Source organism: Burkholderia sp. MSMB1826 (assembly GCF_001526325.1).
Classification (GTDB): Bacteria; Pseudomonadota; Gammaproteobacteria; order Burkholderiales; family Burkholderiaceae; genus Burkholderia.
Genome location: NZ_LOYN01000013.1, coordinates 1 through 26486 on the forward strand (window position 1 = coordinate 1; position 26486 = coordinate 26486).

Sequence of the window (26486 nt, forward strand, 5' to 3'; positions counted from 1 at the left end):
CGATCGGCGCGTCGGGCTGCCGGATCCTGGTGACGCTGCTGCACGAGATGGTCAAGCGCGATGCGAAGCGCGGGCTGGCGTCGCTGTGCATCGGCGGCGGGATGGGCGTCGCGCTCGCGGTCGAGCGCGCCTGAGCGGGGTGACGGTACGGTTCGCTTGCGGCGCAGGTGGGCGCCGCGGGGTGAGCCGGGCGGTTTTCGCGCAAGACAGGCAGTCGACGATACGCGCGAGGTGCCGGTGCGTGCCGCGCCCGCGACGCGGGCGGATGCGCATTGAAGCGGCGGGGCGGCAGCATGTGCGATGCCGTCGCCCGGCCTTTCATCGATTACATTTTTTTGTCGGTAATTAATAGGATGACTAAGCGAATTGCAGTTGTGACAGGTGGAATGGGCGGCCTCGGCGAAGCGGTCAGCATCCGGTTGAACGACGCGGGTCACCGGGTAGTCGTCACGTATTCGCCGAACAACGCCAACGCGGACCGCTGGCTGACCGAGATGCATGCGGCCGGCCGCGCGTTCCATGCGTACCCGGTGGACGTGGCCGATCACGACTCGTGCCGGCAATGCATCGAGAAGATCGTGCGGGACGTCGGCCCGGTCGACATTCTCGTGAACAACGCAGGCATCACGCGCGACATGACGCTGCGCAAGCTCGACAAGGTCAATTGGGACGCGGTGATCCGCACGAACCTCGACTCCGTGTTCAACATGACGAAGCCGGTGTGCGACGGCATGGTCGAGCGCGGCTGGGGCCGCATCGTCAACATTTCGTCGGTGAACGGCTCGAAGGGTTCGGTCGGCCAGACCAACTACGCGGCCGCGAAAGCCGGCATGCACGGCTTCACGAAGTCGCTTGCGCTCGAGGTCGCGCGCAAGGGCGTGACGGTGAACACGGTGTCGCCGGGCTATCTCGCGACGAAGATGGTCACCGCGATCCCGCAGGACATCCTCGACACGAAGATCCTCCCGCAGATTCCGGCGGGTCGGCTCGGCAAGCCCGAGGAAGTCGCGGCGCTGGTGGCCTACCTGTGCTCGGAGGAGGCCGGCTTCGTGACGGGCTCCAACATCGCGATCAACGGCGGTCAGCACATGCATTGACGCGCGGCGGCCCGCACGGCGTTCGAAGCCGTGCAGGCCGCGTTCCCCACTATCCCGCGCCGGAGCGGCGGCAGGCGCCGCTTCGGCCTTGCATTCCGGAGAACGCATGGGCGACACCTGGATGGGACTCGTGATCGGCGGCGCGGCGCTGGCCGTCGCGCTGGCGATGGCGATCTCGCTCTACTGGCTCGAGCGGCGCCGCGCGCGGCTGCTGCGGAACTTCGATCATCGCGATTGCTGGCTGGTCGCGTACGGCAAGTGCCTCGCGCGCAGGCCGGCGAGGCCGCTGCGCCGCATGCGCGGCGCACGCTGACGGCGGTGCTGGCGCGTCGCGATCGGCGAGCGACCGGGGCCGGTAAGCGATCGGCGAGCGACCGGCGAGCGACCGGCGAGCGACCGGTGAGTGGCCGAGTCCCGCGCGCATGCCGTCGGCAACGCGCGCGGGACGCGCGATCAGTCGTTCTTCTGGCTTTTTCCCGCCGACTCGCCCGCGTCGTTCTTGTGGAAGATCCGCTTCGTCGTGCGCTTGGTGGCTTCCCAGCCTTCGCGCGACGCATGGGCGACGCCGTGCCCGACCGCCTTCGCGGCGCTCGCGGTCGCGTGGCCGAAGCTGCGCGCCGCGTCGCCGGTCTTGTGCGCGGCTTCCTTCGAATCGCGCTTGATGTCCTGCTTCACTTCCGACATGTCCGCGTGCGCGAGCGGGCTGAGCAGCGCCGAAACGAGCGCGGCGCCAATGAACTGACGAACTTTCACGACCGGTTTCCTTGAGGTAAGCCTCTTCATCGAGGATTCGTGTGGCCGGCGGGCGCCGGTTGAAACGCGCCGGCGGCCGATGCGTCGAGCATCACCGTCGCGCGGCCGGACAGCAGCACGCGCTCGCCGCAGCGCAGCGCGAAGCCGTACAGGACCGAGCGGCCGTCGCCGCTCACGCGTTGCGCGTCGACGGTGAGCGGCTGCTCGACGGTGTCGAGCCGGTCGACGAACGCGTCGACGTTGCGCACGCTCGCGAGATAGCCGACCCGCGGGCGCGCTTCGTGCGCGCCGAGCAGCGCGCCGTGCACGGCCATCGCCTGCGCGGCGTATTCGATGCCGCAGACCGACGCGAGCCGCCCGTGCGCGCGCAGCGGGTTGTGCGGATCGCGGTGGCTCGTCGCGGTGCAGCGGATTCGTTCGGCGTCCCACGCATCGACCGAATCGAGCACGCACATCGTGCCGGCGTGCGGAATGTGCGCGGCAATCCACGCATGGTCGAGCGGCGGGGTCAAGAGGGCCGTTGCGGTCATGACGCGTGCTCCGCGACGGGTTCGGGCATCGCGACGTCGACCTGCACGCGCGTATCGGCCAGATAGTCGAGCACGACGCGCGTCGACCGCCGCGCGGCGAGCGCATCGAGCAGTGGCAGCACGCGGGCGGCCGGATTGCCGGCGCGCAGTGCGTCGAGTCCGGTATCGGCGAGCGTGGTCGCGGGGGCATCGGTGAGCTGCACGTCGATGCGGGCGAGCGTGCGCTCGCTTGCGTGCGGCGAGAGCACGAGCGCGACGCCGAACGCGTCGTCGATCGGCCGCACCGTGCGCAGCGGTTCCGGATAGTCGGTGTCGTACGCGATCAGCAGGCTCGGCACGCGATCGACGACGACCTGACACAGGCTTTCGAGCAGGCCGGCGGCAAAGCTGCCGTCGTGCGCGCACAGGACGTTCGACGTCGCCGTCGAGCGGGTCGCGATGCTCCAGTAGCCGGCCGGGGCATTGTGCACCGAGTTGTGGAAGCGGGTCGGCGACAGCTGGCGATCGTCGCCGGCCAGCGTTTCGCAGATCGCGTGGCAGTTCTGGCCGTCGCCGCCGGATGCGCTGAATACGGTCGCGAGCGTCGCGGCGTCGCGGCCGCTCGCGGCCACCGCTTCGTGGCCGACCGCGAGCGCGGCGCGCACGACGGGGCCCGTGCGACGCCGTTCGGCGGACGGCAGGCCGGCCGGCGGCGGCAGCTCGGTGCGGGCGGGCGCATAGGGCGCGCGGCCTGCGAGCACGTCGGCCGCGTGCGGCCAGTCGTTCAATCCCGGCCCGACGAGGCCGATGCTTTCGATGAAGGCGGTCAGGGTCATGGCGGGCCTCAACGGCGGGCGTGATCGGCGCGGCCGAGGATCAGGCTGCAGTTCGTGCCGCCGAAGCCGAACGAGTTGGAGAGGACGGCGCGCACGCGCGTGTCGCGGCTCGCGAGCACGTAATCGGCTGCGAGCGCCGGGTCGGGCTGCGTCGTGTTGACGCCGGCCGGCACGAACTGCTCGCGCAGCGCGAGCGCGGCGACGATCGCCTCCAGCGCGCCGGCCGCGCCGAGCGTGTGGCCGGTCGCCCCTTTCGTCGAGCTGCACGGCGTGCGCGCGAACAGCGCGCCGACCGCACGGCTTTCCGCTGCGTCGTTGCTCGGCGTCGCGGTGCCGTGCAGGTTCACGTAGTCGATATCGTCCGGGCCGAGGCCGGCGGACGCGAGCGCCTGCTCGATCGCGGCGCGCGCGCCGCGCCCTTCCGGATGCGGCGACGACATGTGGTGCGCGTCGCTCGATTCGCCGACGCCGAGCAGCAGGATCGCGTCGCCGTCGAGCGCGGCGGGCGGGGCGGAGACGCGCTCGACGAGCGCGAACGCGGCGGCCTCGCCGATCGAGATGCCGTCGCGCGCGACGTCGAACGGCCGGCACGGCCGGCGCGACAGCAGTTCGAGCGAATTGAAGCCGTACAGCGTGGTCAGGCACAGCGAATCGACGCCGCCGACGACGGCCGCGTCGATCAGCCCGGCTTCGATCATGCGGCGCGCGGAGCCGAACACCTTCGCGCCCGACGAGCACGCGGACGAGATCGCCATCGCCGGCCCGCGCAGCGCGAAATACGCGCGCACGAACGCGGCCGGCGAATACGGATTGTGCGTGTGTGCGTAGCGGAAATCGGCCGGCAGCGCGCCGCTCGCCGGGTCGCGGCGCCGGTACGCGCGTTCGGTTTCGAGGATGCCGGCCGTGCTCGTGCCGACGAACACGCCGACGCGTGCGGCGCCGTAGCGCGCGACGGCCGCCGCGACGCGTGCGCCGAAGCCGTCCTGCGTCAGGCCGAGTTGCGCGAGGCGGTTGTTGCGGCATTCGAAGTCGGCGAGATCGGCGCGCACGGGGTGCGCATCGACGCCGTCCACCGCGCCGATCCACGTGTCGAGGTCTGCACGCTCGAAGTTGCACGGCACGAGTCCGCCGCGGGCGTGGCGCAGCGCATCGAGGGTCGCGTCGAGGCCGCGCCCGATGCAGCTGGTGGCGGTGAAGTGCGAGAGCAGGAGAGGTTTCACGAGGGTCGCTTCCGGTGGCCGGAACGGGCGCCGCAGCAGGGCTGGCGGGCGCGCCGTTCGAGGTCAGATTTTATCAAACGGGGGTGCCGGAACGCCCGGCTGGCCGGACGGTTCGGGCGCGAGCGCCGCGCGCAAGGTGGTCCAGTGCAGCTGCGCATCGGCGGCCGCGCGCAGCACTTCGTGCAGCACGTCGAGCACGATCGGTTCGCCGCGCGCGTCGCGCGCCGCATGACCGTCGTGGACCAGCAGGATGTCGCGCGCATCGAGGCCGTGCAGCAGGCGGCGCGTGACGGTCGCGGCGTCGTGCGCACGCGTGTCGAAGCCGCGTCGCGTCCAGCTCGCGAGTTGCAGGCCGAGTTCGCACAGCACCGGTTCGAGAAACGGATTGCGCAGGCCGGCCGGCGCGCGGAAGAACAGCGGTCGCGTGCCGGCGACGTCGGTCAGTGTCTGCTGCGCGGCCGCGATTTCGCGTCGCAGCGCGGCCGGCCCCGACAGCGAGAACGTATGGCGATGCCGCTGGCTGTGGTTCTCGACCGCATGGCCGCGCGCGACGATCGCCTCGATCCAGCGCGGATGGCGGCGCGCGAGATCGCCGATGCAGAAGAACGTCGCGCGCGCGTCGTAACGGTCGAGCAGGTCGAGCACGCGCGGCGTCACGTCCGGGTCCGGGCCGTCGTCGATCGTCAGCGCGATGCGGCGGCCCGCGCCGGGCGGCAGGCGCGTCCAGTTCGGACCGAGCAGCGTGCTGCGCGGCCACAGGCCGGCCGCGGTCAGCGCGAGATGCGACGCGACCACGCTGCCGACGGCCCACGGCCACGTGGCCGGTTGCGCGATCGCGGCGGCGGCCGCGCCGGCGTGCAGCGCGGCGGCGCCCGCGATCAGCGGCGTGGGTTTCCAGCGCCGCGCGTCGCCGGCGGGGTGCGGTGGAGTCGACGACGGCGCATTCATGCGCGGCCTCCTCGTTCGCGATGGCCGAGCGCCGGTGCGGTGCGCGGCGCGAGAATCGCCGCGAACGCGAGCGCGAGCATCGCGCCGGGGCCGACGGTCAGCCCGAAGGTTTCGAGCAGCGGCACGCGCGACAGCGCGAGCAGCCCGAAGCCGGCGACCGTCGCGAGGTTCGCGATCAGCAGCGACACCAGCGTGTACGGCGTGACGGGCTGCGTGTCGTCGCGCCGGCAGAAGAACAGCGCGTAGTTCGAGCCGACCGCGACGATCAGCAGCATCCCGACGAGGTGCAGGATCGTCAGCTGTACGCCGGCGAGCGCGAAGCCGGCCGTCACGACCAGCACGGCCGCGACGAGCGGCGCGAGGGCGCGCACCGCGCGGCGCGGCGAGCGCAGCGCGATCAGCAGCAGCACGGCGATCGCGGCGAACCCGGCGAGCGACAACCGGATGTCCTCGTGCACATAGCTCACGTACAGCCGATCGGCTTCGGTTTTCATGTCGACGAACAGCGCATCGGGCACGCCCGCGCGCGCGACGGCGGCGCGAATCGGCGCGGCGTCGAGGCCCGACGCCGGCTGCGCGGTGCGGGCCGCGTCCGGCGCGCGCAGCGGCAGCATCGCGCTCCAGCGGCCGTCGCGTTCGGTCAGCAGCGCATCGACGGCGAGCGCCATCGACGTGCCGCGCAGGTCCGCGCGCGTCAGCAGCGGTGCGTGACGCGCGGCGTCGACGTCGGCGAGGAACGGCGCGAACAGGTCGGGCTTGACCGCGATCGGCTGGTGCGCGACGGCGTCGCGCATCCGTGCGGCAAGCGCGTCCGCATCCGGCAGGCTCGCCCGGCGCGCGCGCTGCGCGGCGTCGCTCGGCAGGTAGCGGGCGGGGTTTTCGAAACCGCCGAGCGCGCCCCGGTCGACGAGCGGTTGCAATTGCGCGGCGACTTTTTCCGCGCCTTCGAGTGCGGCCTGTTCGGTCGGCGCGGCAATCACGACGAGGTAGCGCACGTCGGGCGCGCCGACATCCGCGCGCAGCCGTGCGTCGAGCGCCTGCGCTGCCGCCGGAACCGGGCTGAGCGCGGCGAGCTCGCGGCTCCACAGGTTGTCGCGATGCAGCGCGAGGGTCGCGCATGCGGCGACCGCGAGCACCGCGAGCGGCCAGCGCAGCCGCGGCGCGGCGTCGGCCGCGCGCGCGAGCACGGCGCCGACGCGCGAGACGTCGCGGATCGCGACATGCTCGCCGCGCAGGTGCGGCAGCACGAAGCGCGTGACGAGCGCGGCGGCCGTCAGCCCGACGATCGAATAGAGCCCGAGCTGCACGAGGCCCGGGAATCCGGAGAACAGCATCGACGCGAATCCGCACACCGACGTCAGCACGCCGAGCCGGATCGTCGGCCAGTACGCGGCGACCCACGCGCGCGTCGCGTCGGCCGAGCGCGCGGCGGCGCCGCGCGTGCCGGCCTGCGCCGATTGCACGAACAGATAGATCGAATAGTCGACGGCTTCGCCGATCAGCGTCGTGCCGAACCCGAGCGTCAGCCCGTGGACCGTGCCGAACGTGACGCCGACCGCCGCGATCCCGGCCGCGACGCCCGTCAGCACCGGCAGCAGGCCGAGCGCGAGCGTGCGCGGCGAACGGTACAGCGTGAGCAGCAGCGCGACGATCAGCACGACGCTTGCCGTCGACAACCGTTCGACGTCGTGCCGGATCGTGTCGCGCGTGTCGACCGAGAACACGCCGGGGCCCGTCATGGCGAGCGTGGTGGCCGCTGCATTCGGGATGGCCCGTTTCGCGGCGGCGAACGCGCGACGCACCGTGTCGATCGCGCGTGCCTGCGCATCGGTATCGGAGCCGGCGGCGGCCGTCTGGACGACCAGCACCGCGCGCGTGCCGTCGCGCGACGCCCACACGCCGTCGCGGCTCGCCGGTTCGGCCGCGCGGTCGAGGCCGTCGACGAGCGCGGCGACTTCGCCGGTCGGGTCGCGCGGCAGCATCGCTTTCGCGACGAGGCCGGCCGACGAACTCAAAAGGTCGAGGCTGTCGCCGAGCGCCCGGTGCAGGCCGTCGGCGCTGAAGCGCTGCGGCGTGACGGCCGGGCTCAACAGATAGCGGTGATCGAAGATGAATTGCCGGTCGCGCGCGTCGTTCGCGGCTGCGCCGTTGTGCACGGCCGCGAACTGCGGATCGGCGCGCAGCGTGTCGGCGACGCGCCGCGACAGCGCGGCGCGCGTGCTCGCATCGCCGCCGTCGATCGCGACGAGGATCAGGCGCGACACGATGCCGTCGCGCAACTGGTCGACGAGCACGCGTTGCCCGGCGCTCGGCGCATTCGGCAGGAACGCGGACAGGTCGGCCGTGAAGTGCGCGCGCCCGATCGCGACGCCGCACACGACGAGCGCGAGCAGCCACACGAGCACCGCGCGCTGCCGCCACGCGGGCACGCGGCGCGCGACGGGAGAGGGGCGCGTGCGATCGTCCATCAGTTCGCGTCCGCCGCGATGGGGTGCAGGCGCATCACCGAACGATCGCCGTCGGCCTGCCGGATCGCGACGCTGCGCAACACGTCGCGCGTGCCGTCGAGCGTGATCGTGCTGACGACCTTCAGCATCCGCGAGTCGAGCGGCGTGAGCGTCAGCGTCCAGTCGTCGCCGCGTCCGGAAAGCGCGACCTTGTACACCTGCTCGAGCGCGAAGCGGTTGCCGGCGAGCGTCGCGCGGATGCTGTCGATGAACGCGCCGAGCTCCGGATAGCGCGCGAGCGCGAGCGTGTACTTGCGGTTGTTGCGCTCGACGGTGAGCATGTCGCCGTCGACGACGAGGTGTTCGGGCTTCGGGCTCAGCGTGTGTTTTTCAAGGTGGTCGGGCGCGACGAACACCAGCTCGCCCGACGATTCGATCGGCTGCGCGGCGATCGACAAGGTCTTCGTCTCGGTGAAGGTCGCGCGGCCCGACTTGTGCTGCGCGAGCGTCGACATCAGCCGGTCGAGGCTCCACGCCGGTCCGGCGTCGGCCGCGTGCGCGGGCGCGGCCAGCGCAATCGCGGCGGCGCCGGCGACGAGCACGCGGGCGACGTGGGGCAACGAAAACGAGAACGGGAACGGGCGGCGGCGAACGGCGGTCATGCGTCGGAATCCCTCGTGGCGGGCAGGTCGGCGCCGGTGCGCACCGCGTCGCGGCGCGCGGCCGCGGCATCGCCGTCTTGCCAGAAATCGAAATAGTTGAACCAGTTGTACGGCGCCATGCGGCAGTATTTGTCGAGCAGCGCGACGTAGCGCGCGAGTGCCGCATCGACCGCCGCCGCACGCGCGTCGCGCCGCACGTCGGAGAAATCGGCGAGCGTCTCGAAATGCACGTCGTAGCGGTTGTCGTCGCGATAAAGGCCCGTCATGAAGATCACCGGGCGCTTCAGCATCGCGGCCATGTAAAGCGGGCCGAGCGGGAACGCGGCCGGCGCGCCGAGCAGCGGCAAGCGTCGCAGTGACGCGGCCGCGTCGTCGAGCAGCGTGCGATCGGCGAGCATGCCGACCATGCAGTTCGCGTCGAGGCGCTCGCGCACCTTCAGCATCGAGTCGACCTGCCCGAGCGGAATCACTTCCGGCTGCGCGGCCGGGTTCACCGCGGCGAGCGTCGCGTTGATCTTGCGCGCGTTCTTCTCGTACATCGTGACGACCACGCGCAGGTCCGGATGCGTGCGGCCGATCGCGCGCACGACCTCGAAGCTGCCGAGGTGCGCGCCCATCAGGAACGCGCCGCGACCGCCCGCGAGCGCGTCGTCGACGAGCGTCTCGCCGTGCAACCGGATGTCGAACAGGTCGAAGCGCCCGTTCATCAGGTAGATGCGATCGTGGATCGTCGCCGCGAACGTGAACACGTGCCGGTACACGTCGCGCCAGCGCGCGGGGCGGCCGAGCACGCGGCGCAGATAGTCGCGCGACGCCGCGCACGCGACCGGCGAGAACAGCACGAAATACGTCGCGATCAGGTGCAGCACGATGCGCGCGCGCTGCCGGCCGAAGCGCAGCGAAATCCACGTCATCGCGCGCAGCAAGCCCGCGTTGCTGCGCTCCTGGCGCTCGGCCCACGCGGTGCGCTTCATGGTTGCGCGCCTTCCTGCGCGGGCGGCGGTGCGGACAGCACGCCGGTCGCGACCTCGCGCGACCCGGCGCGCACCGTGAAGCGGATCGCGCCGCTGGCCGCGGCGTCGTACGCGAGCGCGAGCGCTTCGCCGGGCGCGACCGGGCTCAGGAATTTCGCGGATCCGAGCCGCCACGCATGCAGCGGACGGTTCAGCGCCGCGCCGATCGCGTGGATCGCGTGATCGAGCAGCACGACTCCGGGCACGACCGGATGGCCGGGGAAGTGACCGGGCAGCGCGGGATGGTCGGCGGCGATCGTGAACGCGAGCACGGGCGTGCCGGCCGGGTCGTGTTCGGCCGGCGGCGCGGCCGTCGTGCCCGCGCCACGCGCATGTTGCGCCACGAGCGCGGCCAGTACGTCGCGCGGCAGCTTGCCCGTTTCATTGCGCGGCAGCGCATCGACGAACACGAGCGGGCGCGGCATGAACGCGGGATCGATCCGCTCGCGCAGCGCGCGTTGCAGATCGGCGGCCGCGAGCGTCGGCGCGACGACCAGCGCGACGAGGCGCGTGACCGGCTCGACGGCGGTGTCGCCCTGTGCGGGCGCAGCTTCGTCGGGCATGAAGAACACGCCGTCGACCACCTGGGGAATCGCGTTGAGCTGATGGTTCAGGTACGCGAGCGACGTGCGCTTGCCGGCGATGTTGACGAGATCGGCTTTGCGGCCGTGCAGCAGGAACCGGCCGCCGCCGAGCAGTTCGAGCGCATCGCCCATCGGCACGGGCGCCTCGACGTGTCCGCCCGATACCCAGACCGTCGGCCCGCTGTCGTCGCCGTCCGGGGCGTCGCGGGCGTCGAGCCGGATATCCGGGAACGGTTCCCACGCCGCGCCTTGCGACGTGCGACGGGTCGCGATCTGGCCGGTCTCGGTGCTGCCGTAGATCTCGACGAGCGGCGCGTCGAGCGCGGCCTCGGCCTCGCACGCGAGCTTCTCCGACAGCGGTGCGGTGGCCGACAGCACCAGCGCCGCGCGCGGCAGCGCATGGCCGGCCGACAGCAGCGCCCGCAGGTGGATCGGCGACGTGACGAGCACGCGCGGCTGCGGGATCGCGTCGAGTTCGTCGCGAATGTCGCCCGGGTAGAACGGCTGGCGATTGCTGAACGCGAGGCCGCCGATCAGCGCGAGCAGCACCGTCGATTCGAAGCCGTACATGTGCTGCGCGGGCACCGTGCCGATCAGCGTGGCCGCGCGGCCATCGAGCAGCCCGAGGCGATCGGCCGCCGCGTGCACGCAGCCGACCAGGAAGCCCCAGGTCTTGCGGTGCGGCACCGGCGCGCCGGTCGAGCCGGACGTGAACACGTAGGCCATGATCCGCGCCGCGTCGATCTGCGGGACGGCGAACGGCGCGTCGCTCGCGCGTTCGCCGGGCGCGGCATCGGGATACGCGAAGCGCGGCAGGTCGATCGTGCAATCGGGCGCATCGTGCAGGCAGAACGCATCGGGCGCGAACGACGCAAGCTGGCGGACCATTTCCGGCGTGTGCGTCGACGGCAGCAGGCTGATCTTGCCGGCGACGAGCGCTGCGCACAGGCTGACCGCGAAGCGATAGCGGTCGCGGCACACGTTGAACACGTGGCCGCCCGCGGGCAGCGCGGCGGCTACGCGCGCGACGTCGGCGACGAATGCGCGCACGGTGACGGGCGAGCCGTCGCGCCAGGCGATCGTCTGGTCGGGCGAGGCATGGAATACCAGCGGGTGAGTCGGCATAAATCGGTCAAGACGGGGACGAAGGCCGCGCGGCCGTGGGGCCGCGCCGGTCATGAATTCATTGCGAGGCCTGCGTGGCGTGGGCGGACGCGCGATACGCGCGCACCGCGTCGATCATGCGCGGCCGCGGCTCGTGCGGCAGCGCGACACGCCGGCACGCATGCTCGGCGGCGAACATCACGGCGACGAGCGGCAGCGACAGGTAGTTCGCGAAGGTCGACCACGTCACGATCGGCGCGGTCGCGAACAGCAGCGTCGACACGGCGGCGATCGCGACGAAGAACAACGCCCATGCGAGCGTGATCCGCCGCGTGTAGCGCGCGACGGCCGGCGTGACCGTGCCGTGGATCATCGCCGCGAAGCGCGTGCACAGCGGCACGTCGCCGGCCGCGAGCGTGCGGCCGAACAGCAGCGCCATCGCGACGTTGAAGCTCACGTGCTCCAGATACAGGCCCCATTCGAAGTGCCGCGCGAGCGGGGCGCGCGCGGCCCACAGCGCGGCGGCGGCCAGCAGCCATGCCGGTACGAGCCAGGCGCGCCGCGGCGAGCGCCACGCCGCGCCCAGCGCGAGCAGCAGCGGCGGCACGAGCGCCATCGCGAGGCCGAAGCCGTGCGCGCCGGGCGTTGCGCTCGCGTAATGCGCGCCGGCCTGGTAGGCGGCCACGGCGCCGATCGCCGCGACGCCGCGCACGACGGGCAGCAGCCGGCTCATCGGCGGCCTCCGGCGGCGCGGCGCGCACGTCGGCCGGCGGCCGGGCTGCGGCGGCTGACGGGCGGGCGAACCGGAACGGAGCGCAAGGGCGGACGCGGTATCACTGGAGACATCGGGCGAATCGTGGACGGAACGCGCGGGCGGGCCGTCGAAACATCATATGAATGGTGGCCGGGACGCGGGTCCGGGCCGGTGGTCGGGCACGCTCATTTTAGGGCCGCGGCAGCGCGGGTTCGGGGCGGCCGCGACCGGGTTTTGTAACCGATTGTATGGCACCGGACGAACGATTTTGCGGGGTCGGTCCATTTCCGTCCAAAGCGGCTCAAGCGTCTCGTGCATTCGCGTTCGAAACGGGCCGCTGCGGCGGCTCGCCAGTCTTGTAACCATTCGCGGTATACGGCCCGATACCCTTCGTCTAGAATCCGCGTAACTTTTACAAACGATCCCCAAACGACGCAGGCGGGGAAGCCGGCAGAGGCCGGAGGGACGGAGATTCGCACGCGCCGGGCGTGCACGACGGCTTGCCGTTTCCGGGCGCCTCCCGCTGCCGCGGGCCGCCTGCACGCACGCATGATGAACGCACTGGAACAAGAGCTCGCCACGCTGATCATCGGCGAACTGAATCTCGAAGACGTCCCGCTCGACACGGTGACGGCCGATACCCCGCTGTATGGCGAAGGTTTCGGGCTCGATTCCATCGACATCCTGGAAATCGCGCTGCTGATTTCGAAGAAATACGGCTTCGAACTGCGCTCGGACAATCCGGACAACCAGACGATCTTTGCGACGCTCGGTGCGCTGGCTGCCTACGTCGCCGCGCATCGCACGAAGTGACGGCGTTGCGCACGGGCGTCGCGCACGGGCGCGGCGCAACGGCGAAGACGGCATGCGGCGACGCGCGAAGGACGATGCGCGGCCGCGTCGATCGAGGTGACAACGCAATGAACGGAGCCATTCGATGCGGGCGCTCGTGACGGGCGGCAGCGGCGCGCTCGGGCAGGCGATCTGCACGGCGCTCGCGCAAGCCGGCCATGAAGTATGGGTGCATGCGAACCGCCATCTCGCGCAGGCGCAGGCCGTCGCGCAGCAGATCGTCGCGGCCGGCGGCGCCGCGCACGCGATCGCGTTCGACGTGACCGACGCCGATGCGACGCTCGCCGCGCTGCAGCCGTTCGTCGACGATGCGCCGGTGCAGATCCTCGTCAACAACGCGGGCATTCACGACGACGCGCCAATGGCCGGCATGTCGCGCCGGCAATGGCACAGCGTGATCGACGTGACGCTCAACGGTTTTTTCAACGTCACGCAGCCGCTGCTGCTGCCGATGATCCGCACGCGGTGCGGACGGATCGTCAACATCGCATCGGTGGCCGGCGTGACCGGCAATCGCGGGCAGGCCAACTACGCGGCCGCGAAGGCGGGGCTGATCGGCGCGACGAAGTCGCTGTCGCTGGAGCTCGCGTCGCGCGGCATCACCGTGAACGCGGTGGCGCCCGGCATCATCGCGTCGCCGATGGCCGAACAGGCGTTTCCCGCCGAACGGATCAAGCAGCTCGTGCCCGCGCAACGCGCGGGCCGGCCCGACGAAGTCGCGGCGATGGTCGCGTATCTGGTGTCCGACGCCGCGGCCTATGTGACGGGGCAGGTGTTGTCCGTCAACGGCGGGCTCGCATGACGAAGCGCCGCGTCGGCCTGACGTAGCGCAACGCGGTGCAGGGCCGCGGTGTCGGGCGGCGCCATCTAGTAGTGAGGAAATCGAAGTGTCCGTGCATCCAGTCCACGCCGAACGGCGCCCGTGTTCCCCGTTGCCCGCCGCCGCGCCGTTCGCGCACGGCGACGGCCACGCGCTGCGGTTCGTCCGGATGAGCCACGCGCGGCTCGTCGCGCTGCTGCACGAAGCGCACCGCGGCGGCGACGGACTCGAGCGCGCGTTTCCCGGCATACTGGGCGCGGTGTGTATCGGCGCAACCGGAACGCCGGACGAGTCGCGCGCGGAGGCGATGGCACGGATGCTGACCGATGCCGCGCCCGGCCTGCCGGTCGCGCCGGTGCAGATGGCGCTGCTCGGCGCCGAGGTCGCGCCGGGCGATGCCGTCTGCGAACTGTGGCAATGCACTGCGCACGACCTGCGCAGCGCGCGGCGCGGTGCGCTGCGCTATCGCTACAGCGAAGCGGCGGGGCTCGTGTTCGGCAGCCTCGTCGTGCACGAGACGGACGCAGCATGCGACGCACCGCGCGACGGCGGCACGCCGCTCGAACGCGCGACGTTCGACGCGTACCGCGCGCTGTTCGACCTGCTCGATACGCTCGGCATGCCGCATCCGCTGCGGATCTGGAATACCGTGCCGGCGATCAATGCGGTGCAGGACGGGATCGAGCGCTACCGTCAGTTCAACATCGGCCGTCAGCGTGCGTTCGACGCGTGCCGCCGTGCATTGACGGGCAGCGTGCCGGCCGCGTGCGCGCTCGGCTCGGTCGTGCCGGTCGCGGGTGACGCGTCGCCGGCCGCGCCGCTCGCGATCTACTTCCTCGCGAGCCGAACGCCGGCCGATTCCGTCGAGAATCCGCGCCAGGTCAGCGCGTATCACTATCCGGCGCAGTACGGCCCGCGTGCGCCGACGTTCGCGCGCGCCGCCGCGTGGGCGGACGGCGACGCGACGCCGCTGCTGTTCGTATCGGGCACCGCGAGCATCGTCGGGCACCGCACCGTGCATCGCGGCGACGTCGTCGCGCAGACGCGCGAGACGGTCGCGAACCTCGCGGCGGTGCTCGAGCAGGCCGCGCGGCAGGGGCACGGCCCGTTCTCGCTCGCCGACCTGAGCTATCGCGTCTACGTGCGCGATGCCGGCGATACCGCGGCGCTCGCCGCGATCGGCCAAGTGCTGCGCGAGGCGGCCGGTCCTCACGTGCGGCCGCTGTTCGTTCACGCGGACGTATGTCGCGACGACCTGCTGGTCGAGATCGAGGCCAGCGCCGGCCATGCCGCGGAGTGGCTGTCATGAAGCGCGAGAGCCTCACGATCCGGCAGCCGGTCCGGCATGCGGCCGGTGTCGACGACGCGTGTCGGCGGTCGTCGGCACGTCATACATTTTTGTCAGGATCCCCGTCTTCGCCCTCGGCTGTTCCCATGTCCAAGCTGCACGCGTCGTCCACTCATCTCGTCCTGATTCCCAGCTACAACCCGGGCGCCAAGGTCGACACGACCGTGCGCCAAGCACGCGAGCAGTGGAATCCGGTATGGGTCGTCGTCGACGGCAGCACCGACGGCAGCGCCGAACGGCTGCAGGCGATGGCCGAGCGCGATCCCGGCTTGCGCGTGATCGTGCTGCCGGAGAATCGCGGCAAGGGCGCCGCGGTGCTCGCGGGGCTCGACGCGGCCGCCGCGAGCGGCTTCACGCACGTGCTGACGATGGATTCCGACGGCCAGCATCCGGCCGACCTGATCCCCGCTTTCATGGCGGCATCGCAGGCCGCGCCCGACGCGATGGTGCTCGGCGTGCCGAAGTTCGATGCGAGCGCGCCGCAGTTGCGCGTGCAGGGGCGCCGGCTGTCGAACGCGTGGGCCGACCTCGAGACGCTGTGGGCCGGGATCGGCGATTCGCTGTACGGCTTTCGGGTCTATCCGGTCGCGCCGCTGGCGGCGATCATGCGGCGCCAGCCGTGGATGCGCGGCTTCGACTTCGATCCCGAAGCGGCCGTGCGGCTGTGCTGGGCCGGCGTGCGCCCGATCCGCATCGACGCGCCGGTGCGCTATTTCGGCCGCCACGAAGGCGGCGTGTCGCACTTTCACTACGGCCGCGACAACGCGCTGCTCGCGTGGATGCACTTGCGTCTTTTCACCGGCTTCGCGATGCGGCTACCGATGCTGGTCGCGCGCCGTCTGACGCGGCGCCGCGACCAGACGGCCTGAGCGAAGGCCCGCCCGTTTTCGGTCCCGTTCGCCGCCCCGGCGTGCGGCGATTGCCGCGCTTTTTGTCGTCAATACGGTGTCGGATCGCCGTGTCGTTTCGATCCGCTGCGTAATGAACGTGTCATATGATGTAAACATCTGGTAATTTTCTGCCGGATTATGCAAAATCGCCGCTCCCAAATACAACTATCGAGGGATTCCGGGATGCAACTCAAGAAAGCGGTGGCGGCGTGTGGCGTGACGTTTCTGTTGAGCGCCTGCGGCGGGGTACAGAGCCTCGACGCGAACAGCCTGGCGTCGGCGGGGACCAACCTGTACAAGGCGGCGACGCTGTCGGACAGCGACATCGCCGCGCTGTCGAACGAATCGTGCAAGTCGAGCGACGCCGAATCGAAGATCGCGCCGCCGAACAGCGCATACGCGAAGCGCCTGACGAAGGTGATGAAGGGCTTCGGCGACATGACGCTGAACGGCCAGAAGATCAACTACAAGGTCTACCTGACCAAGGACGTCAACGCGTGGGCGATGGGCAACGGCTGCGTGCGCGTGTACAGCGGCCTGATGGACATGATGAACGACGACGAGCTGCGCGGCGTGATCGGCCATGAAATGGGCCACGTCGCACTCGGTCACTCGAAGAAGGCGATGCAGACGGCGTACGCCGTGAGCGCGGCGCGCAGCGCGGCCGGCGCCGCATCGCCGGGCGTGGCGGCGCTGTCGAGCTCGCAGCTCGGCGACATCACCGAGAAGTTCATCAACGCGCAGTTCTCGCAGTCGCAGGAAAGCGCGGCGGACGACTACTCGTTCGACCTGATGAAGCAGAAGGGCATGAGCCAGAAGGGCCTCGTCACCGGCTTCCAGAAGCTCGCGCAGATGGACGGCGGCCAGAGCTCGATGATGAGTTCGCATCCGTCGTCGGCGAGCCGCGCGCAGCACATCCAGGATCGCATCGCAAAAGGCAGTTGATTCCGCAACCGATCCCGCGGCCGATTGCGCAACGGATCGCCGGTCGTCGACGCAGGCGATCGGCACGCGAAATGAAAAACCCACGCTCGTTCGGGCGTGGGTTTTTTGTTTTTTCGGCATGCACGTTGCCGCTTGCGGCACCATCTCCGCGCATGCGAACGACGACGCGGCCGTCGAGGCCGCGACCGACGCGAAACTGTAGGGTTCACGGCCCGGCCTACGCGGCCCGGCCTGCGCGGCCCGGCCCAATTGACCGGTTCGTCGGGCGCCCACTAGAATCGACCGGAACCGCCTGTCAGCCGCGCGCCGCGGCGATGACGTGCCCATTGATCCGACTGTCGAGGAAGCTTCCGTGCTCACGTCCTTGATCCGGCGCGCACCGGCCGCGCTATCGTGGCGCGCCGCATGCCGCCAGGCCCGCGCGCTGATCGTCTGCGCGCTGCTGCCGCTCGCTGCGTGCGCGACGCATCCGCCCGCCACTTCGCTCGATCGTCCCGCGTCCCACGCGTTGCCGGCCGATACCGCGACGCCGCTGCGCGATGCGCTGGCCGCGCCGGCAGCCGCGCATCCGGGGCAGTCGGGCTTCCGGCTGTTGGCCGACGGCGCCACCGCGTTGCAGATGCGCATCGCGCTCGCGCGTGCGGCGACGAAGACGCTCGACATGCAGTACTACATCGCGACCGAGGACACGACCGGCAAGCTGCTGCTCGCCGCGGCGCTGTACGCGGCCGATCGCGGCGTGCGCGTGCGGATGCTGGTCGACGACCTGAACTTCAAGGATATCGACCGCGTGATGGCCGCGTTGAACACGCACCCGAACATCGAGATCCGCGTGTTCAACCCGTTCGGCGCATCGCAGCGCGGCGTGATGGAGCGCACGGCCAACTTCTTCACGCGGATCGACAGCTTCACGCGACGGATGCACAACAAGGCGATGATCGCCGACAACCAGCTCGCAATCGTCGGCGGCCGCAATCTCGGCGACGAATACTTCAGTGCGAGCCCGACGCTGCAGTTCCGCGATCTCGACGTGCTGGCCGCCGGCCCCGTGACGCACGACATCTCGAAGAGCTTCGACGACTACTGGGCGAGCGCGAGCAGCTATCCGTTGCGTGCGCTCAATCATCAGACGTTCGATCCGAAGGATCTCGACGCGATGCGCGACGAGCTGCGCGATCACTGGCGCAAGAATGCCGATCCGTACAACGCGAAGCCGCTGAACGCGACGCCGCTTGCACGGCAGATCGCGCGCGACGAGCTCGAGCTCGTATGGGCGCCGGCCGAATTCAAGGTCGATGCGCCGACCAAGGTCGCGCAGCCGACCGGCACGTACGTGAGCCCGCCGATGCAGCGGCTGGCCGAGCTGACGCGCGGCGCGCAGAAGGAATTCCTCGCGTTTTCGCCGTACTTCGTGCCGCACGACGCCGGCGTGAAAATCCTCGGCGACACGGCCGCGCGCGGCGTGCGCGTCGCGATCGTGACGAATTCGCTCGCGGCGACCGACGCGGTCGCGGTGCAGGCTGGCTATGCGCCGTATCGCGTGCCGTTGCTGCAGCGCGGCGTCGAGCTGTACGAATTCAAGTCGCAGCCGGACCAGCAGCCCGCGCGGCTGTTCGGCTCGCGCTCGCGCGCGAGCCTGCATGCGAAGGCGTACGTGATCGACCGGCAGATTCTCGTGATCGGCTCGCTGAACCTCGACCCGCGTTCCGCGCACCTGAACACCGAACTCGCACTCGTGATCCACAGCCCGGTGCTCGCGCAGCAGGCCGCGGCGATCTTCGCGCGCGTGACGCAGCCGGACGAAAGCTATCGCGTCACGCTCGCGACGCGGACCGACGGCAGCCCGCCGGCGCTCGAATGGACGGGCACCGAAGGCGGTCAGCTCACCACCTATCACGTCGACCCGCATGCCGGGCTGCTGCGCAACGTGATGACGGGCATCTTCACGCTGCTGCCGGTCGACGACCAGTTGTAAGGGCGGGAACGGCTCCGGCAAAACCCGCGATACCGGTGCGCGGGGAAAGGTGATATGGTTGTGTGCGCAACGATATGTCGATCGTGAAAGGCGCCGCGGACCCCGTCGAACAATGCGGGCCGGAACGCGCCGGACGACGTACCGCCGCACGTGCGCGACACGCACGGCGCGCGGCGCCGGCGGACGATGGACGATGCGCACCGCCACTCGCCCGGGGCCGCGCGCCCCCCGCAACCGGAGTTCCCCATGCAACGTGTACCGAACCAGCCGTTCACGCGTCCCGCGCGCTGCTCCGAAGCCGAATGGCAGGCGCGTGTGCAGCTCGCGGCCGCCTACCGCATCTTCGACATCCTCGGCTGGACCGAGCTTATCTACAACCATATCTCGCTGCGCGTGCCGGGCGAGGACGGCCATTTCCTGATCAACCCGTTCGGGCTGCATTACCGCGAGGTGTGCGCGTCGAACCTCGTGAAGATCGACATCGACGGCAACGTGATCGGCCATGCCGACTGGCCGATCAATCCGGCCGGCTTCACGTTCCACAGCGCGATCCATGCGGCGCTGCCCGATGCGCACTGCGTGATGCACGTGCATACGACGCCGACGATGGCCGTGTGCTGTTCGCGCGACGGCCTGTCGTTCTCGAATTTCTATTCGGCGCAGCTGTACGGGAAGATCGCGTATCACGACTTCGAAGGCATCACCGTGCATCTCGAGGAGGGCCGGCGCATCGTCGAGAGCGCGGGCGGACGGCCCGTGCTGCTGCTGCGCAACCACGGGCCCGTGACGATCGGCGCAACGCTCGCGCAGACGTTCTCGCTGATGTGGCTGCTCAATCGCGCGTGCGAGGTGCAGATCGCGACGCATGCGATCGGCGATGCGCTGCCGATTGCGCCGTCCGTGCTCGAAGGGTGCGTGCGCGATTCGCTGAATTTCGATCCGAAGCATGGCGCGGGACAGGACGCGTTCGACGCGCTGCAGCGTATCGTCGACCGGATCGATCCGGGCTATCGCGCGTGACGCGGGCGGCGCGCGCCCGACGCGTGCGCCCGGCTAGAACCGGTAGCCGAGGCCGGCCTGGATCACGTCGGTGTCGCGATCGTAGCGCGTGACCACGCGGTTCCACGTGATGCGGGTGAGCCAGCGCTGCGAGATCCGGTAACTCGCCGAGATCGAGACGATGCCGGAGAGCCGGCCGTCGCCCGGGCCCGGCTGGCCTTCGCGGTTGCGCTGGTTGACGGTGAAATACGCGCCGGCGCCTGCCGACAGCGTGGCCCTGTCGTTCAGGAACGCGCGCGTGAGCCACAGCTCGGACGCGATCCCGTTGCGGCGGACCGCCTGCTTCGCGCCCTCGTACATCCACGTCGCGGTCCAGTCGATCGAACGCGTGAGGCCGCGCCGGTATTCGACGCTGCCGCCGAGCGTCGACGGCGACGAGCGGCTGTTGAGAATCGTTTCGCCGAGCATCGCGGTGACTTCGTTGTTCGTGACCTTGCGCGTGCGCGGCAGCGCGGTGTCGCGCGGGCCCGGCGTGTCGGGCGCATCGAGTTGATAGCCGACGCCGAACATCACCGACGTCGTGTCGGGCCCGCTGAACACCTGTGCGCGATTGACCTGAAGCTGCGCGATCCAGCGGTGCGACGTGTAGTACGCGGCCCGCACGCTCATCAGCACGCCCCAGCCATGGGTATTCGAGTAACCGCGGCCTTCGGCGGCCGGCACCGTGTCGAAGTAGCGATACGGGCCCGCGCCGGCCGACAGCACGAGGCGGCGGTTCTCGAGCGGCACGCGGCCCCAGAACTGCACCGCCTGGCCATCGCGGTGGTGATTCGGAATGTGCCCTTCGTTGTACCACGTGAAGCCGAGCGCGGTGTGCGTGCTCAAGCCTTCCTGGTAATCGAACGCCCACGAATACGTGCGTTGGCCACCGCCCCACAGTTGGCCGGCGAACAGCGAGAATTCCTGCGCGTCGACGGGCGCGCCGTAGAAGGCGGCGACGGAGCAGAGACCCGCCAGCAGCGGGCGGACACGGACGGGGCGGGGCGGGCAGGGCATCGGGGGACGGGCCGGCACGGTTCACTTCCAGTCACGACGACATGCGGCATTTTCCTGCGCGGGAAAACACGTGTCGACCCGGGTTCGCGCAATAACGTATTCCACGTATCGTGACAACCTGCACGGTACGCGGTCCGATTTCGGCAACCGTCCGCACGCGCGCCGATCGCGACGCGCGTGGGACGAAAAACGATTCGTTCTGCTTGGCATTGCGGGAAGGGAGAGTTATGGAGGCGACGCATTCGTGCGCGGCATGCCGCTTGCCGCCGGACGCGCGCAAAAAAAACGCGGCCGGGCGGCCGCGTGAATACTCGCAGACTCCTTCGGACGAAGGAAACAAGCAACTGTGAAACGAAGTGTAGCGAAAGGCCGCGCACGGATTGAGCGGGCATGCTGCAAAGGTGTCTTCCAGGTTTCGGCAGGCTGCCCGGATCGACCGCAATCGACTACCATCCAGTGACGCGCCGCCGCCCGGGCGGCGTACCACGTCGTACGAGGAGAATCCATGCTCAAGCTGCGTTTGCTCCAGGTCGCGTTGTGCGCGGGCGTGCTGGCCGCCGGTAGCGCCGCCGCCGAAACGGTGCGCCTGTCCGCCAGTCTGCAGCCGTCGAGCGAAGTTCCGCCGACGGCGACCAAGGGTTCGGGTACCGTCGCCGCCACCTACGACACGGCCACGCACATGCTGCGGTGGACGGTCACTTACGAACACCTCACGGGGCCGGCCACCGCCGCGCATTTCCACGGGCCCGCGCCGGTCGGCCAGAACGCCGGCGTGCAGGTGCCGGTTCCGAAGGACGAGCTGACGAGCCCGATCAAGGGGTCGAAGGAACTCACCGACGCGCAGGTCACCGACCTGATGGGCGGCAAGTGGTACTTCAATATTCACACGAAGGAACACCCGTCCGGCGAGATCCGCGGCCAGGTGATGCCGGCGAACTGAGCGCCGACGTTTGATATAGAGGCACTTGTCGAGCGAGGCGGGAGCGTTCGCACGTACCATCGTCACATTGCGATGACGGAGTGCGCCCGATGAGTTGGCAAAGCAAGTTCGCGTGCTGGCTGCTGCGCTGGCAGTTTCGTCCGGAAACCACGCGCGAGGTGCTCGACCCCGCGCGTGCCCGGCGCTTTACCGACCTGCGGATGATCGTGCCGCGCCGCGCGCCGTCGGGCTACCGGCTGCGCCCGTGCTACGGCGCCGGCGACGCGCCGCTGCGCGGCGAATGGCTCGAACGCACCGACGCGGGCGCGGCGCGCGGGCCCGGCCGCACGCTGCTGTATTTCCACGGCGGCGGTTACTACTTCTGTTCGACGAAAACTCACCGGCCGCTGGTGTTCGGCCTGACGAAGCGCGCGGGCGTGCGTTCGTTCTCGCTCGACTACCGGCTCGCGCCCGAGAACCGCTTCCCGGCCGCGCTCGACGATGCGCTCGCCGCGTACCGGCAACTGCTGGCGCTCGGTACGCCGCCCGAGTCGATCGTGTTCGGCGGCGATTCGGCGGGCGGCGGCCTCGCGCTCGCGACGCTCGTCGCGTTGCGCGATCGCGGCGAGCCGCTGCCGGCCGGCGCGATCCTGTTCTCGCCGTGGACCGACCTGGCCGGTACCGGCGACACGATGCGCGGCAACGACGGCCGCGATCCGATGTTCGCGGCCGCGGCGCTGCCGAAGGCCGCGAAGCTGTATCTCGGCGACGAGCCGGCGACCCATCCGTACGCATCGCCGCTCTATGCGGATCTGGCGGGCCTGCCGCCGCTGTACATCCAGGTCGGCAGCACCGAGGTGCTGCTCGACGATTCGCGCCGCGTCGCCGAGAAGGCGAAGGCGGCCGGCGTGGCGGTGGAGATCGAGGTGTGGCCCGACATGCCGCACGTGTGGCAGCTGTACGCGCCGATGGTGCCGGAAGCGCGCGACGCGCTCGATCGCGCGGCCGCATTTCTGCGCCGCGTCGCGGTCGAGCGCGCGGTTCAGCGCGTCGGCGAGGCGTCGATCGCCTGATAGGCGGCCTTGATGGCCACCGAGCCGTACTTGCGTTCGAGCCGGCGCACGGTGAAGTGGCCGTGCGCCATCTGCTGGAAGTGGTCGATGAACAGCGTGTTGACGGTCGCGCCGAGCACGGCGCCGATCGCCGGGATCGACTTCGCGGCCATCTGCTCGGTCACCTGCACCGAGAAGCGCGACGCCACCGTCTGCACGAGCTTGAACACGGCCGCCGAGCTGTGCGCGGCGATGCCTTTCGCGGTGATGTCCGACGACGCCTTCGAGATCGCCTGCGCGAGCGCGCCGCGCAGCACGAAATAGCCGAGATCGGCGTCCTCCTCCTGCTTGTCCGGATTGCCGCCCATGCCGAGCACGGCCAGGCATTGCAACTGCGTATCGACCGACGTCAGGTTCTCGCCCTCGCTGCGCGCGATGTCGCACACCGAGCGGAAGATCAGCGTGGTCGTCACCGGCAGCTCGACCGGCAGCGCGAGAAAGCCGAACGCGCCGCCCGCCGCGCCGGTCGTCGCGACTGCGAGCTTGTGCAGCAGGTTGCTCGGCTTCTCGGGCTCGGCGTCCGGCGACGGCGGCTTGCCGAGCGTGCGCAGCGCGATGTTCAGGCACTTGCGCAGCGCAAGCTGCGTCGCATCGTTGATCTTGCCGGTCGCGAAATCCGGCAGCCGCGCGATCATTTTCTCGACCGGCGCGCCGAGCACACCCGTCAGCTTCATCGTCAGCGACGGGCTTTCCAGTACCTGCTTCGCGCGCCGCAGCGCGTCCCGATCCTCCGGCGACAGCGTCGCGGCGGGGGTGATTGAAATCGGTTCCATCTTTCTCCTTTGCGTGAACGAGGCCCTGAACCATCGCCGACCTAGATTACTCCGGCATGCTAGAATTTTGAGATTCTTTGACCCGGCAAACGTTGCATCGACAAAAAATGGCCGTCCATACTGCCGCCCACCATTCGAGCGGGCAAGTCCTGCCGTTCCGCGAATCGCTGCTGGCGATGATCGGGATCTCGTTCGTCACCATGCTGGTCGCGCTGGACCAGACGGTCGTCGGCACCGCGCTGCCGACCATCGTCGCCGAACTGCGCGGCTTCGACCTGTACGCGTGGGTCGCGACCTCGTACCTGCTCAGTTCCGTGATCACGGTGCCGATCTTCGGCCGGCTCGGCGACTATTACGGCCGCAAGCCGTTCGTGATCGCGTCGATCGTCGTGTTCACCGGCGCGTCGGTGCTGTGCGGGATGGCCAACGACATGCTGTACCTCGTGCTCGCGCGCGGGCTGCAGGGGATCGGCGGCGGGATGCTGGTCGGCACCGCGTTCGCGTGCATTCCCGACCTGTTCCCCGATTCCGTCGTGCGGCTGCGCTGGCAGGTGCTGATGAGTTCCGCGTTCGGCATCGCGAACGCGGTCGGGCCGTCGCTCGGCGGGTTTCTGACCCAGTCGTTCGGCTGGCGCTCCGTGTTCTACGTGAACCTGCCGATCGGCATCCTGTCGCTGATCTTCGTGTGGCGCTACCTGCCGCACCTGCGCCACGTCGAGCACGATCGCAAGATGCGGCTCGACTGGCCGGGCGCGCTGCTGATCGCGCTGTCGCTCGGCTCGCTGCAACTGTTCGTCGAATGGCTGCCGAAGTACGGCGTCGCGAGCTGGGCGTCGCTGCTGCTCGTCGTCGCGGTCGCGGCCGGCGTCGCCCTGTGGCACTGGGAGAAACGCTGCGCGCAGCCGATCCTGCCGTTCGACATGTTCGGCAATCGCGCGCTGTCGGCGCTGTTCGTGCTGGCGATCCTCGCCGGTTTCTCGATGTTCTCGCTGCTGTTCTACGCGCCGCTGCTGTTCCAGGGCGGCTTCGGGATGTCGCCGAAGGAGGCCGGGCTCGTGATCACGCCGCTCGTCGTGTTCATCACGATCGGCAGCATCATGAACGGCCGCGTCGTCACGCGCATCCGCCATCCGAACGCGATGCTGCACGTCGGCTTCGTGCTGTTCGCGACCGCGTGCGCGGGCATCGTCGTGGCGACCCACACGACGCCGACCTGGATGCTGATGGCGCTGATGGTCGCGGGCGGCATCGGGCTCGGCTTCGTGCTGCCGAACCTCACCGTGTTCGCGCAGCAGACGGCCGGCCGCGAACACCTCGGCATCGCGACGGCGCTGCTGCAGTCGCTACGGATGGTCGGCGGGATGCTCGGCACCGCGCTCACGGGCACGCTCGTCAACCAGATGTATTCGAGCGGCGTGCGCAGCGCGCTGTCGGCCGACCACGCGATGCAGTGGCACGCGCGGCTCGCCGATCCGCAGATCCTGATCGATCGCGCGGCGCAGGGCGGTCTCGTCGCGGAGTTGACGCGTGCCGGGCATAATGGCGCGCTGCTGCTGGAAGCGGCCCGCGAATCGCTGGTCGGCGCGATTCACCTGGGTGTCGCGATGGCGGCGCTCGTCGCCGTGGTGTCGGTATGGCAGTGCCGCCGCGTGCCGCCGATCGCGCTGCGGCGCAAGATCGAACCGCACGTCGCGGCCGATTGACCGATCGGGCGATCGGGCGATTCGACGACTCAACGATTCACCGGAACGAAATCAGCGCATGGAAGAACAGGACCGCGTCGCGATATTGCAGCAATTCGGACGCACGTATCGCGCGTTCATGACCGCGTTCGAAGCGCACGTCGGGCAGCCGATGCCGCGCTGGCGCATCATGGTCGCGCTGCACACGATGGACGGGCATTCGTCGCAGAAGAAGCTCGTCGAAGTGCTGCGCATCGATCCGGGCGCGCTCACGCGCCAGTTGAAGTCGCTCGACGCGCTCGGCTGGATCGAACGCGAATCGGACGCGCGCGACAACCGCGTGACCAACGTCACGCTGACGGACGCAGGCCGCGCGGCGTTCGATGCATGCCTGCCGCGCCGCAAGGCGTTTCTCGAACAGACGATGGCGCAACTGCCGGACGACGTGCTGAATGCGCTGTCGGGTGCGCTCGCGATGCTGGAATCGCGGATCGCGGACGTCGGGTCGACGCCGGACGCGCGTTGACGTGCGGCGCCGGGCGGTACGTCGGCGCCGCCGGCCGCCGCTTCATTTCCTTCCGATCGAATGCGGGTTTACAGCTCGATGCGCGTGCCGAGCAGCGCGAGGAACTGCGCAAGCCACGCCGGATGCGCGGGCCACGCGGGCGCGGTGACGAACGGCGCGTCGGTCACGGCCGCGTCGACCGGGATGTCCGCGTATTCGCCGCCCGCGAGCTTCACTTCCGGCGCGCAGGCCGGGTACGCAGAAATGCGCTTGCCGCGGATCACGTCGGCGGCCGCAAGCAGTTGCGCCGCGTGGCAGATCGCCGCGATCGGCTTGCCGGCTTCGGCGAACTCGCGCACGAGCGAAATCACCTTCGGATCGAGTCGCAGGTACTCCGGCGCACGGCCGCCCGCGATCGCGAGCGCGTCGTAGCGCGCCGCGTCGACGTCGTCGAACGCCGCATTCAGCGTGAACTGGTGGCCGGGTTTCTCGGTGTAGGTCTGGTCGCCTTCGAAATCGTGGATCGCGGTCTTGATCTTGTCGCCCGCGCGCTTGCCCGGACAGACTGCGTCGACGTGGTGGCCGACGGCCTGCAGCGCCTGGAACGGTACCATCGTTTCGTAGTCTTCGGCGAAATCGCCGGTCAGGAACAGGATCTTCTTCGCGGCCATGGCTTTCTCCAG

The 26486-nt window shown here is 70.0% G+C and carries 26 protein-coding genes and 1 pseudogene; 14 read left to right on the forward strand and 13 right to left on the reverse strand.

The features are described 5' to 3' along the window. The 3 genes and pseudogenes from WS95_RS32760 to WS95_RS05945 all read left to right on the forward strand — a co-directional run. Positions 1-134: pseudogene (locus WS95_RS32760) on the forward strand (acetyl-CoA C-acetyltransferase); the annotation flags it as partial. A gap of 219 nt (positions 135-353) precedes the next feature. After that, entirely contained in the window at positions 354-1097 is a 744-nt protein-coding gene (gene phbB, locus WS95_RS05940; RefSeq protein ID WP_059504379.1) for an acetoacetyl-CoA reductase, read from the forward strand. 106 nt (positions 1098-1203) lie between these two features. After that, the gene (locus WS95_RS05945) at positions 1204-1410 is read left to right on the forward strand and encodes a hypothetical protein (protein ID WP_059822838.1); all 207 of its coding nucleotides are present in this window, start codon (positions 1204-1206) and stop codon (positions 1408-1410) included. Between the two features lie 140 nt (positions 1411-1550). Here the strand turns inward: WS95_RS05945 and WS95_RS05950 are convergent, their stop codons facing one another. The 10 genes from WS95_RS05950 to WS95_RS05995 all read right to left on the reverse strand — a co-directional run bounded on the left by WS95_RS05950 (position 1551) and on the right by WS95_RS05995 (position 11906). Continuing rightward, entirely contained in the window at positions 1551-1880 is a 330-nt protein-coding gene (locus WS95_RS05950) for a hypothetical protein (protein WP_034208395.1), read from the reverse strand. Beyond that, positions 1877-2380, reverse strand: coding sequence for a hotdog family protein (locus tag WS95_RS05955; protein ID WP_059822840.1), 504 nt, complete (start codon positions 2378-2380; stop codon positions 1877-1879). Before WS95_RS05955 ends, WS95_RS05950 begins: the two co-directional genes overlap by 4 nt. Continuing rightward, entirely contained in the window at positions 2377-3195 is an 819-nt protein-coding gene (locus WS95_RS05960; protein WP_059780491.1) for a beta-ketoacyl synthase chain length factor, read from the reverse strand. Before WS95_RS05960 ends, WS95_RS05955 begins: the two co-directional genes overlap by 4 nt. A gap of 8 nt (positions 3196-3203) precedes the next feature. Next, positions 3204-4415: a beta-ketoacyl-[acyl-carrier-protein] synthase family protein gene (locus WS95_RS05965; protein WP_059822842.1), complete on the reverse strand. Its 1212-nt coding sequence runs from the start codon at positions 4413-4415 to the stop codon at positions 3204-3206. 63 nt (positions 4416-4478) lie between these two features. Continuing rightward, complete coding sequence (locus WS95_RS05970) at positions 4479-5363, reverse strand: polysaccharide deacetylase family protein (protein ID WP_059822843.1); 885 nt, start codon at positions 5361-5363, stop codon at positions 4479-4481. Next, the gene (locus WS95_RS05975; protein ID WP_059822845.1) at positions 5360-7831 is read right to left on the reverse strand and encodes an MMPL family transporter; all 2472 of its coding nucleotides are present in this window, start codon (positions 7829-7831) and stop codon (positions 5360-5362) included. Before WS95_RS05975 ends, WS95_RS05970 begins: the two co-directional genes overlap by 4 nt. Beyond that, positions 7831-8472 (reverse strand): outer membrane lipoprotein carrier protein LolA, encoded by a 642-nt coding sequence (locus tag WS95_RS05980; RefSeq protein WP_059780495.1) that lies wholly within the window; start codon positions 8470-8472, stop codon positions 7831-7833. The genes WS95_RS05975 and WS95_RS05980 overlap by 1 nt, the downstream gene beginning before the upstream one ends. Continuing rightward, positions 8469-9446, reverse strand: a complete 978-nt coding sequence (locus tag WS95_RS05985) for an LpxL/LpxP family acyltransferase (protein ID WP_034208388.1) — start codon at positions 9444-9446, stop codon at positions 8469-8471. Before WS95_RS05985 ends, WS95_RS05980 begins: the two co-directional genes overlap by 4 nt. Next, positions 9443-11194: an acyl-CoA synthetase family protein gene (locus tag WS95_RS05990; protein WP_059822847.1), complete on the reverse strand. Its 1752-nt coding sequence runs from the start codon at positions 11192-11194 to the stop codon at positions 9443-9445. The genes WS95_RS05985 and WS95_RS05990 overlap by 4 nt, the downstream gene beginning before the upstream one ends. A gap of 58 nt (positions 11195-11252) precedes the next feature. Further along, positions 11253-11906 (reverse strand): membrane protein, encoded by a 654-nt coding sequence (locus tag WS95_RS05995; protein ID WP_034208386.1) that lies wholly within the window; start codon positions 11904-11906, stop codon positions 11253-11255. A gap of 573 nt (positions 11907-12479) precedes the next feature. Between WS95_RS05995 and WS95_RS06000 the strand changes: the two genes are divergently transcribed. From WS95_RS06000 to WS95_RS06030, 7 genes are all read left to right on the forward strand, one after another. Further along, a complete protein-coding gene (locus WS95_RS06000) occupies positions 12480-12740 on the forward strand; it encodes a phosphopantetheine-binding protein (protein WP_034174668.1) in 261 nt (86 codons plus the stop codon). Between the two features lie 124 nt (positions 12741-12864). Then, positions 12865-13581, forward strand: a complete 717-nt coding sequence (gene fabG, locus WS95_RS06005; protein WP_059780499.1) for a 3-oxoacyl-ACP reductase FabG — start codon at positions 12865-12867, stop codon at positions 13579-13581. Positions 13582-13666: 85 nt separating this feature from the next. Next, complete coding sequence (locus tag WS95_RS06010; protein ID WP_080747816.1) at positions 13667-14908, forward strand: chorismate transformation enzyme, FkbO/Hyg5 family; 1242 nt, start codon at positions 13667-13669, stop codon at positions 14906-14908. Positions 14909-15033: 125 nt separating this feature from the next. Next, positions 15034-15816 (forward strand): glycosyltransferase family 2 protein, encoded by a 783-nt coding sequence (locus WS95_RS06015; protein ID WP_034208384.1) that lies wholly within the window; start codon positions 15034-15036, stop codon positions 15814-15816. A gap of 204 nt (positions 15817-16020) precedes the next feature. Beyond that, on the forward strand, positions 16021-16782 hold the full coding sequence (locus WS95_RS06020; protein WP_059822848.1) for a M48 family metalloprotease: 762 nt from the start codon (positions 16021-16023) through the stop codon (positions 16780-16782). 352 nt (positions 16783-17134) lie between these two features. Then, positions 17135-18757, forward strand: a complete 1623-nt coding sequence (locus tag WS95_RS06025; RefSeq protein ID WP_059780501.1) for a phospholipase D family protein — start codon at positions 17135-17137, stop codon at positions 18755-18757. A 246-nt stretch (positions 18758-19003) separates the two neighbouring features. Further along, entirely contained in the window at positions 19004-19777 is a 774-nt protein-coding gene (locus WS95_RS06030; RefSeq protein ID WP_034208381.1) for a class II aldolase/adducin family protein, read from the forward strand. 33 nt (positions 19778-19810) lie between these two features. Here WS95_RS06030 and WS95_RS06035 read toward each other — a convergent pair whose 3' ends face one another. Beyond that, positions 19811-20812: a hypothetical protein gene (locus WS95_RS06035; RefSeq protein WP_059822850.1), complete on the reverse strand. Its 1002-nt coding sequence runs from the start codon at positions 20810-20812 to the stop codon at positions 19811-19813. A gap of 505 nt (positions 20813-21317) precedes the next feature. On the opposite strand from WS95_RS06035, the gene WS95_RS06040 reads away from it, so the two are divergent. Both WS95_RS06040 and WS95_RS06045 read left to right on the forward strand, forming a co-directional pair. Beyond that, positions 21318-21752 carry a CHRD domain-containing protein gene (locus WS95_RS06040; protein WP_059822852.1) on the forward strand — a complete coding sequence of 145 codons (435 nt, stop codon included), beginning with the start codon at positions 21318-21320 and terminating at the stop codon, positions 21750-21752. Positions 21753-21841: 89 nt separating this feature from the next. Further along, a complete protein-coding gene (locus WS95_RS06045; RefSeq protein ID WP_059822854.1) occupies positions 21842-22804 on the forward strand; it encodes an alpha/beta hydrolase in 963 nt (320 codons plus the stop codon). Here the strand turns inward: WS95_RS06045 and WS95_RS06050 are convergent. Next, complete coding sequence (locus tag WS95_RS06050; RefSeq protein ID WP_034208377.1) at positions 22774-23616, reverse strand: EcsC family protein; 843 nt, start codon at positions 23614-23616, stop codon at positions 22774-22776. The genes WS95_RS06045 and WS95_RS06050 overlap by 31 nt on opposite strands. A 107-nt stretch (positions 23617-23723) precedes the next feature. Between WS95_RS06050 and WS95_RS06055 the strand changes: the two genes are divergently transcribed. Both WS95_RS06055 and WS95_RS06060 read left to right on the forward strand, forming a co-directional pair. Beyond that, positions 23724-25319 (forward strand): MDR family MFS transporter, encoded by a 1596-nt coding sequence (locus tag WS95_RS06055; protein WP_059822855.1) that lies wholly within the window; start codon positions 23724-23726, stop codon positions 25317-25319. 58 nt (positions 25320-25377) lie between these two features. Beyond that, on the forward strand, positions 25378-25824 hold the full coding sequence (locus tag WS95_RS06060) for a MarR family winged helix-turn-helix transcriptional regulator (RefSeq protein ID WP_034208375.1): 447 nt from the start codon (positions 25378-25380) through the stop codon (positions 25822-25824). A gap of 68 nt (positions 25825-25892) precedes the next feature. On the opposite strand, the gene WS95_RS06065 is transcribed toward WS95_RS06060, so the two are convergent. Continuing rightward, positions 25893-26474 carry a DJ-1/PfpI family protein gene (locus WS95_RS06065; protein ID WP_006487930.1) on the reverse strand — a complete coding sequence of 194 codons (582 nt, stop codon included), beginning with the start codon at positions 26472-26474 and terminating at the stop codon, positions 25893-25895. Between the last annotated feature and the right edge of the window lie 12 nt (positions 26475-26486).